The sequence below is a fragment of the Promicromonospora kroppenstedtii DSM 19349 genome, assembly GCF_000515355.1.
Lineage (GTDB): Bacteria > Actinomycetota > Actinomycetes > Actinomycetales > Cellulomonadaceae > Promicromonospora > Promicromonospora kroppenstedtii.
The window spans coordinates 1,528-2,521 of sequence record NZ_KI911636.1 but is presented as its reverse complement, the minus strand read 5'-3'; the positions used below and the strand labels follow the sequence as shown (position 1 = coordinate 2,521).

Here is a 994-nt window from a genome sequence, read left to right as displayed (position 1 = left end):
GTGGCCGGCTTCGCCGGCTGGGGCGTGCGGGCGCTCGTGGCGCGCCTGACCAAGGGTGGCGGCGAGGTGGCGTGGCTCCTGCTGTGCGGCGTGGCCCTGCTCGTATCGCTCACCGGGGCCGCGAGCGGCACCACGCCGGCGACGGTCGCGCTGCTGGTGACCGAGCATGTGGTGGTCGGCGTGATCGTCGCGCTGGGGCTGCGTCGGGCCTCGTCACGCCGGTCGTAGCCGGGCAGCTGCCGCTCCGGCTCGCGCAGGCGCAGGGTCGGCAGGGCCTGATCCCGGCCGGATACCGTGCACCCCATGCCCTTCCACGAGACCCCTGCCCGTCCGGACACCGACACCGACGCCCTGATCGCGGACCTGCGGACGCTGGTCGAGTGCGAGTCGCCGTCGTCGGACCCGGGCGCGCTGGCCCGGTCCGCCGACCTGGTGGCCCGGCTCGGCACGGCGCACCTCGGCGTCGAGCCCGAGCGGCTCGGCATCCACCTGCGGTGGCGGCTCGGTGGCCCGACGCGCGTGCTGGTGCTCGCGCACCACGACACGGTGTGGCCGCTGGGCTCGCTCCGGACGCACCCGTTCGGCATCTCGGACGGCGTGCTGCGCGGCCCCGGCAGCTTCGACATGAAGACCGGCCTGGTCATGGCGCTGCACGTGCTGGGCTCCCTGCCGGACCGCACCGGCGTCACCCTGCTGGTCACGGGCGACGAGGAGCTCGGCTCGCCGTCGTCCCGGGCGCTGATCGAGGACGAGGCGCGCGGCGCGGCGGCGGCCCTGGTCCTGGAGGCCTCAGCCGACGGCGGCGCTCTCAAGGTGGAGCGCAAGGGCACCTCGATCTACGAGGTGCTGGTCAAGGGCCGCGCCGCGCACGCCGGGCTGGAGCCGGAGAAGGGCGTGAACGCGGTGGTCGAGCTGGCGCACCAGGTGCTCGCGGTCGCGGCGCTGGGCGACCCGGCGCTCGGCACCACCGTGGTGCCGACGGTCGCCGCGGCGG

At 76.1% G+C, this 994-nt stretch carries 2 protein-coding genes; both read left to right on the top strand.

Annotation, left to right across the window (positions count from 1 at the left end; all coding sequences use genetic code 11):
- Nucleotides 1-228 (top strand): DUF6069 family protein (locus tag PROKR_RS34230; RefSeq protein ID WP_036961409.1); only part of this gene is annotated, 228 nt, incomplete at its 5' end.
- Between the two features lie 75 nt (nt 229-303).
- Nucleotides 304-994 (top strand): M20/M25/M40 family metallo-hydrolase (locus tag PROKR_RS07420; protein WP_157601952.1); only part of this gene is annotated, 691 nt, incomplete at its 3' end.